This window comes from Aeromicrobium sp., from assembly GCF_036675695.1.
In the GTDB taxonomy this organism is placed as follows: domain Bacteria; phylum Actinomycetota; class Actinomycetes; order Propionibacteriales; family Nocardioidaceae; genus Aeromicrobium.
This window is the reverse complement of the sequence record NZ_JAKFEL010000214.1, coordinates 1-6,870: the sequence shown is the minus strand read 5'-3', so window position 1 is coordinate 6,870 and position 6,870 is coordinate 1. Positions and strand designations below refer to the sequence as shown.

The 6,870-nt window shown below is 67.0% G+C and carries 7 protein-coding genes and 2 riboswitches; of the genes, 5 read left to right on the top strand and 2 right to left on the bottom strand.

The features are described from left to right. Nucleotides 1-86: 86 nt before the first annotated feature. Nucleotides 87-220, bottom strand: a riboswitch (cobalamin riboswitch). A gap of 7 nt (nucleotides 221-227) precedes the next feature. From V6M39_RS13600 to V6M39_RS13585, 4 genes are read left to right on the top strand one after another with little or no spacing between them, the layout of a single operon-like run. Next, the gene (locus tag V6M39_RS13600; protein ID WP_332644353.1) at nucleotides 228-923 is read left to right on the top strand and encodes a (2Fe-2S)-binding protein; all 696 of its coding nucleotides are present in this window, start codon (nucleotides 228-230) and stop codon (nucleotides 921-923) included. Between the two features lie 12 nt (nucleotides 924-935). Then, entirely contained in the window at nucleotides 936-1,814 is an 879-nt protein-coding gene (locus V6M39_RS13595) for a nitrite reductase (protein ID WP_332644352.1), read from the top strand. After that, entirely contained in the window at nucleotides 1,811-2,470 is a 660-nt protein-coding gene (locus tag V6M39_RS13590) for a precorrin-8X methylmutase (RefSeq protein ID WP_332644351.1), read from the top strand. Before V6M39_RS13595 ends, V6M39_RS13590 begins: the two co-directional genes overlap by 4 nt. Continuing rightward, nucleotides 2,467-3,972: a precorrin-2 C(20)-methyltransferase gene (locus V6M39_RS13585; protein WP_332644350.1), complete on the top strand. Its 1,506-nt coding sequence runs from the start codon at nucleotides 2,467-2,469 to the stop codon at nucleotides 3,970-3,972. The genes V6M39_RS13590 and V6M39_RS13585 overlap by 4 nt, the downstream gene beginning before the upstream one ends. On the opposite strand, the gene cobM is transcribed toward V6M39_RS13585, so the two are convergent. Further along, the gene (cobM, locus tag V6M39_RS13580) at nucleotides 3,924-4,691 is read right to left on the bottom strand and encodes a precorrin-4 C(11)-methyltransferase (protein ID WP_332644349.1); all 768 of its coding nucleotides are present in this window, start codon (nucleotides 4,689-4,691) and stop codon (nucleotides 3,924-3,926) included. The genes V6M39_RS13585 and cobM overlap by 49 nt on opposite strands. Further along, nucleotides 4,688-5,902: a precorrin-6y C5,15-methyltransferase (decarboxylating) subunit CbiE gene (gene cbiE / locus V6M39_RS13575; protein WP_332644348.1), complete on the bottom strand. Its 1,215-nt coding sequence runs from the start codon at nucleotides 5,900-5,902 to the stop codon at nucleotides 4,688-4,690. The genes cobM and cbiE overlap by 4 nt, the downstream gene beginning before the upstream one ends. A gap of 63 nt (nucleotides 5,903-5,965) precedes the next feature. Here cbiE and V6M39_RS13570 point away from each other — a divergent pair, with 63 nt between their 5' ends. Beyond that, nucleotides 5,966-6,634, top strand: a complete 669-nt coding sequence (locus V6M39_RS13570; protein WP_332644347.1) for a hypothetical protein — start codon at nucleotides 5,966-5,968, stop codon at nucleotides 6,632-6,634. A gap of 24 nt (nucleotides 6,635-6,658) precedes the next feature. Further along, a riboswitch (cobalamin riboswitch) is annotated at nucleotides 6,659-6,789 on the top strand. The last annotated feature ends 81 nt before the right edge of the window (nucleotides 6,790-6,870 follow it).

Here is a 6,870-nt window from a genome sequence, read left to right as displayed (position 1 = left end):
GCTTGAGCGGGCCGACAGCAGGTCGGTGTCGGACGTGGACAGCAGCGCGATGCGCGTCATGTTCCTCCTCGGGGTTCTCGCCCCGTGTGGTGGGTTGCTCCACGCTCAGTGTCTGGCTGGCCTGTCGGCACACAGTGGCGGAACCGCTCCGGAGTTGCACCGGATTCCTGCGTCGTGGAAGTGCAGACCAGACTACCGGCCCGTCGACGTACGAGATGATGGCCGGTATGGATGACGCGGCCCTCGACCTGGCAGCCGAGGTCGGACCGTTCTTCGTCCTCGACCGCTGGACCGCGGATGCCGGTTGGCGCCCGCTGCGCGAGCTCGTCGAGCGCCCCGACGTACTGGCCGAGCGGGTGATGGCTGCGCGGGAGATGCTCGCCGAGCGATCGCGCGTTCCAGTCGAAGAGATCGAGGAGCGGGCCACGGCGTCGATCGTCTTTTTGGGCCTCGCGGCACGACTCGTGTCTCCGGCCTTCGCCTGCGCAGCGCTCACCGACCACGTGCCGAACCTGTCGCTTGATGCCCTGTGGTGGAAGCCCACGCTTGGCGGCCCCTGGCCGATGGCACGCAGCGCTTCAGCGCCGACGACCCCTCAAGGTCTCGACGAGAAGATCCTGCAGCCGATTGTCACGCCAGTTTTGGACGCCTTCGCGCGAGAGTTCGCGCTGTCCGAGCAGGTGCTGTGGGGCAACGTCGCGTCGAGCCTCGCGGGCGCACTGACGATGCTCACGGCCGCGCGTCCTGACAAGGCCGAGAGCGCCACCGCACTCGTACAAGACCTGCTCGCGTCGGGAACTCTGCAGGGCACCGGCGACCTCGGCACTTCGTTCAGGCGTCATTCGTGCTGCTTGTTCTACCGAGTGCCGGACGCTGGGATCTGCGGCGACTGTGTGCTGGACGAGGCGCCAACACCCGCGTGACACCATGACGGGGTGAAGAATCGCTCCTATTCCGACCGGTGTCCGGGCGTCCTGCGCCCGTGGATCGCCGACGACGGAGCGCTCGTACGGCTACGACTCATCGGTGGCGTGCTGCCCACCTCGACCTTGCGGGATCTGGTCGCGATCGCCGGGAAGTATGCCGACGGCACGATCCTGCTGACCAAGCGAACCAACCTGCAGCTCCGCGGTATCGACCATGCAGACGGCTGCGTCCCGACCGCACTGGTCGACGCCCTCACCGACGCTGGCCTGCTGCCGTCACCGAGCCATGAGCTCGTACGCAATGTCATGGTCTCGCCCCTGACCGGGCGTATCGGCGGTCAGGCCGACCTCCGCGAGATGGCGCTCGAGTTGGATCGCCAGCTATGCGCCGATCCGGACCTCGCAGCCTTGGCCGGACGCTTCTTGTTCGTGCTCGATGACGGGCGCGGCGACATCGAGTCTCGGTCCCTGGACCTCGGGTTAATGGCAATCGACGCCGAGACGGTCCAGCTCCGAATCGGCTCGCATCTGTGGGGTCCACTCGTGCCACTCGACGAAGCACCCGAGGCACTGCTGTCGTACGCGCGCAGGTTTCTCGCTCTGCGCGGTGACGGCGAAACCGCGCTGTGGCATGTCGACGAACTACCTCGCGGCGGCGAAGAACTTCTCAATGAGCACCATGCCCGCGACCTGCGGACCCAGGTCAGTGCCCTCCCCCCGCCATACGGCATCATCGCGCAGGACGACGGCCGCAGCGCCGAACATGTTGCAGTCCCCGACGGTCTGCTCACCTCCGAGCTCGCCACCACGATCCTGGATCGCGCCGGCACCGAGGTGATCGTGACGCCGTGGCGGAGCATCGTCATCCCCGATCTGGAGAACGAATGAAGCGTCCCACCCGGCATTACGAATACGTGGCCGACGGCCCGGCGATCTACGTCGACTCGTTCGCGACGATCCGCGACGAGGCAGAGCTGTCGCACATTCCGGCCGACGCCGAGAAGGTCGCCGTACGCATGGTGCACGCCTGCGGACAGGTCGATCTGACCCGAGACCTCGACATCCACCCGCGCCTGGTCGCGGCAGCTCGTGGTGCCCTCGAGTCGGGTGCGCCGATCCTGACGGACGCCAACATGGTCGCCTCGGGCGTGACCCGCGCACGGTTGCCCAAGGACAACGAGGTGCTCTGCTTCCTGCGCGATGAGCGGGTCCCTGGGTTGGCGAAGGAATGGGCCACGACCCGTTCGGCCGCGGCTGTCTCGTTGTGGGAGGACCGCCTCGAGGGTGCCGTGGTTGCGTTCGGCAATGCTCCGACCGCGCTTTTCCACCTCCTCGAGATGTTGCTCGACGGCGCACCCCACCCCGCCGCGATCATCGGTACGCCCGTGGGCTTCATCGGCGCCGCGGAGTCCAAGGAAGCGCTCGCTCGCCTCTCGAAACAACACCGCAAGCTCGACATCCCCTATTTGACGGTGCACGGACGACGCGGCGGATCGGCCATGGCCGCATCGGCACTCAACGCGATCGCTCAGGAGCGCGAATGACCGGCCGGTTGTACGGAGTCGGGCTCGGTCCCGGCGACCCCGAGCTCGTGACGCTCAAGGCTGCCCGCCTGATCGCGGCAGCCGACGTCATCGCCTTCCATGCCGGAGTCGGCAAGCAGTCGAATGCCCGCCGCATCGCCGCCGAACTCATCCCCGACGGCGTGATCGAAGAAGAGCTCCGCTATCCCGTGACGACCGGCGAGACCGCTCACCCGGGCGGCTATGCCGGTGCGATGGCCGAGTTCTACGAGGAGTCCGCGGCTCGGCTCGCGGTTCACCTGGAGGCTGGCCGAACGGTCGTCGTCCTTGCCGAAGGTGACCCGCTGTTCTACGGGTCCTACATGTACATGCACGACCGGCTGTCCGACCGGTTCGAGACCGAGGTCGTGCCCGGCGTTCCGGCGTTCGCCGCGGCGACGGCAGCCGTCGCCTCACCGCTCGTACGACAGACCGACGTCCTCACAATCCTGCCCGGCACCCTCGACGAAGCCGAGCTGGCCAGGCGTCTCGCCGACACCGACGGCGCGATCATCATGAAGCTCGGCCGCACGTTCCCCAAGGTGGTCTCGGCGCTTCGCCAGGCCGGTCGACTGGACGGCGCACTGTATGTCGAGCGCGCTTCGATGCCCGAGGAGCGATGGCTGCCGGTCACCGACGTCGATCCCGACTCGGTCCCGTACTTTTCCCTGATCGTCGTCCCCGGCGACTCGAAGCCCTCGGTCGCTGAGATGCCCACGAGACCAACCGGTGAAGCGGCCGAGCTCTTGATCATCGGTCTCGGACCAGGACCCGACAAGTGGATCACGCCCGAGGTCACCGAAGCACTCGCCGAGGTCCAGCACATCGTCGGCTACGCGCCGTATGTGAACCGGGTCCCGCAGCGTGAAGGTCTGACCCGGCACGCCTCCGGCAACACTGTCGAGGTCGATCGCGCCCGCCTGGCCCTCGACCTCGCGCTGAAGGGCGAACGGGTCGCCGTCGTGTCCGGCGGTGACGCAGGCATCTTCGGCATGGCCGCAGCCGTTTACGAGGCAGCTAAGGACGAGGCGTACGCCGATGTGCCGATTCGCGTACTGCCCGGCGTCTCGGCGGTGCAGGCCGTCGCAGCGCGCGCGGGTGCACCGATCGGCGGCGACTTCGCGGTCATGAGCCTGTCGGACCGGCTCAAGCCCTGGTCGCTCATCGAGAAGCGGTTACGCGCCATCGCCAAGGCCGATCTCGTGCTGGCGATCTACAACCCGGCTTCCCGCTCTCGTACGACGCAGGTTGCGGAGGCTCAGTCGATCCTGCTCGAGCATCGCTCCGGCGACACCGTCGTTGTCGTGGGCCGAGATGTCGGACGGGACGAGGAGTCACTGACTGTCACGACGCTGGAGAAGCTTGATCCAGACACGATCGACATGAAGTGTCTGCTGATCATCGGCGCCAGCGGCACGCGTACGACGCCCGCAGGTCAGGTCTGGACCCCCCGCTTCGCGGAGCGGTCGCGCTTCGAGTCGTAGAGGTAGGACTCAGCACCGCGTACGTCTTCGGCCAGCGCCTTGCCGACGAGGATGACGGCGGCCTGACGTAGCCCGGCGGCCTCGACCTGGTCGGCGATGTCGCCGAGGGTTCCGCGGAGGACGACCTCGGTCGGCTGGCTCGCGTTCGCGACAACTGCGACGGGGCAATCGGCTCCGTACGCCTCCGCGAGCTCGGTGGCGAGTGTACGGGCGCGGGTGATCGCTAGATGCAAGACGAGAGTGGAGCCGGTTGCGGCGAAGTTGGCCAGCGCCTCACCGGACGGCATCGCCGTGGAGCGCGCCTGCGTGCGCGTCAGCACCACCGACTGAACGATCTCGGGCACGGTGAGCTCGGCACCGAGCAGCGCCGCGGCCGCGGCATATGCCGGTACGCCTGGAGTCACGTCCCACGGAACGCCATGGGCGTCGAGCCGCTTGGTCTGCTCGTGCAGTGCGGAGTAGATCGATGGATCGCCGGAGCACAGCCGTACGACCTCGAGGCCTGCAGCGTGGGCATCGACGATCCGAGCCGTGATCTGGTCGAGATCGAGGTCCTGCGTGTCGACGAGCTGTGCGCCATCAGGGCAATGGCCGAGCACAGCCTCATCGATGTAGGTGCCGGCATAGACGCAGACGTCAGCGACATTGAGCAGCGAGACTGCCCGCAACGTCAGGAGGTCGGCCGCACCGGGTCCGGCGCCAACAAAGTGCACCGTCACGCGTCGTCACCCTTGGTGACGGCCCACTGCGTGATCGCACGAGCAGGGGTCCACCCCGTGAACCGGCCGATCGGAGCAGCGTGCTCAACATGGAGCCGGGTGAGCTCTCCGCCCAGCTGCGAGTAGCGAACCGCCAGCTCAGAGTCGGTCTCGAGGGTCACGCCGTGTACGACGAGTCGACCACCCGGGCGAAGTGCCGTCCAACACGCATCGAGGACGCCGTCCTCGGACGCGCCGCCGCCGATGAAGATCGCGTCGGGAGACTCGAGACCTTCCAGAGCCTCGGGCGCATGCCCGGTCAGAACATTCAGAGCAGGTACGCCGAGCGTCGAAGCGTTGCGAGCGATGCGTTCGGCTCGATCCTCCCGCGCCTCGATCGCGATCGCCCGGCACGTTGGGTGAGCGCGCAGCCACTCGATGGCGACCGAGCCGGCGCCAGCGCCGACATCCCACAGCAACTGACCCGGAAGCGGCGCCAGACGCGCGAGGGCCGAGGCGCGTACGTCACGCTTGGTGATCTGCCCATCGTGCTCGAACGCGCTCTCAGGCAGACCAGCCACAAATCCGAGTGCCGCGGCACCGGAGCTGATCAGCTCGACGGCCACAACGTTGAGGTCGGACACACGCTGGTCACCCCACGAAGCGGCGATCCCGTCCGTACGCAACTCGGTCTCCGAGCCGAGGTCCGCCAGCACCGTCAGGGGACTCGCTCCGTAGCCAGCAGCGGTGAGCAACCTGGCGACTTCTGCCGGGGTCGATCCGTCGGAGGACAGCACAAGGAGTCGCAGACCCGGCGCAAGCGAGCGAGCGACGACGTTCGGATCACGACCGACCAGCGTCACGACCTCGGTCGACTCAGCCGACCAGCGCATACGGGCGCGAGCAAGGGCCACGGAGGAGAGCGCGGGGACGATCTCGACGGCGTCCTTGCCGAGCAGGTCGACGAGTGTTGTCGCAATGCCGGACACGAGTGGGTCGCCGGAGGCGAGTGCGACAACCTGCATCCCGTCGAACTTCTCCATCAGTGCCGGCAATCCCTCGCGCAGCGGGGAGGGCCAGGACTCACGAATCTGGTCGGCCTCGGGCAGCATCGCCAAGTGACGCTTGCCTCCCAGCACGACGTCGGCTCCCTCGACCAGCGCGCGTGCCGACGCCGAGAGTCCGGTCCAGCCGTCTGCGCCGATACCGACGACTGTGACCTGTGTACCCATGGTGGTGACGATATCTGCCGAACGCGTCGTGACCTGCGGGCCGGTGCCCTAGCGTGCAGGTTCATGCAGCCGAACAAGTCGACAACACCCTGGGGCGCGGTCGCGTGGTTGGTAACCCTCGCGGCGGCCCTCGCCGCTGCAGTGATGGGCATCGTCCTACTGACGTTGATCCCGTCATCTGGATTCACCATGGGCGACAGCCTCGAAGAACAGATGTGCATCATCGCGCCGACCGGCGATGAGATGTTCGAGTACGAGAATTCTTTCGGCAAGACCACGAGCGACGGCGTCCGCACCGCAACGGCGGAACGGGCTTACTGCAAGCCGTACGACGAATTCGAGCATCCGTATGCCGCCCGGGTCCTGGATCAGGTCAGCGGCACCATCCGTTTGATCGCCTTCGTTGGATCGATGATGGTACTTCGCCGGATCATCAAGCAGACCTGGGAGAACGGCCCCTTCCACCAGGACACAGTCCGCCGACTGAGCCGGTTCCGTTGGTGGGCGACAGGTGCAATCGGTATCGCGCTCATCGGCGATTGGGTGCTCAACGGCATCGAGCTGCAGCTGCTGACCGACGAGATGTGGCCCGGTCCGTCGTTCGTGGAACACACCGTGTTCGTGTTGCTGGCTCTGACGGCCGTCGTCATGGTGTGCGACTTCGGCTCACGCCAGCGCCACGAGGCGTGGGAGCAAGGCCGCACCCAGGGTCCGGACGACGGACGGGTCTGACAAACCGGAGACCGCCGGATACTCTTGCCAGCACAGTCTCGAGGTGCCCCTCACGGGGAGAATCGGGAAGCCGGTGAGATTCCGGCACAGGGCCCGCTGCGGTGACCTGGGGCAACCCAGGAAGTCCGAAGACCGGCCTCGAGGCTGAATGGCGGACGCAACCGTGCCCGTCATCGATGGCAGATCGAGCGGGAGCCCCACATGCCACAGCACTATCCGTTCAGCGCTGTCGTCGG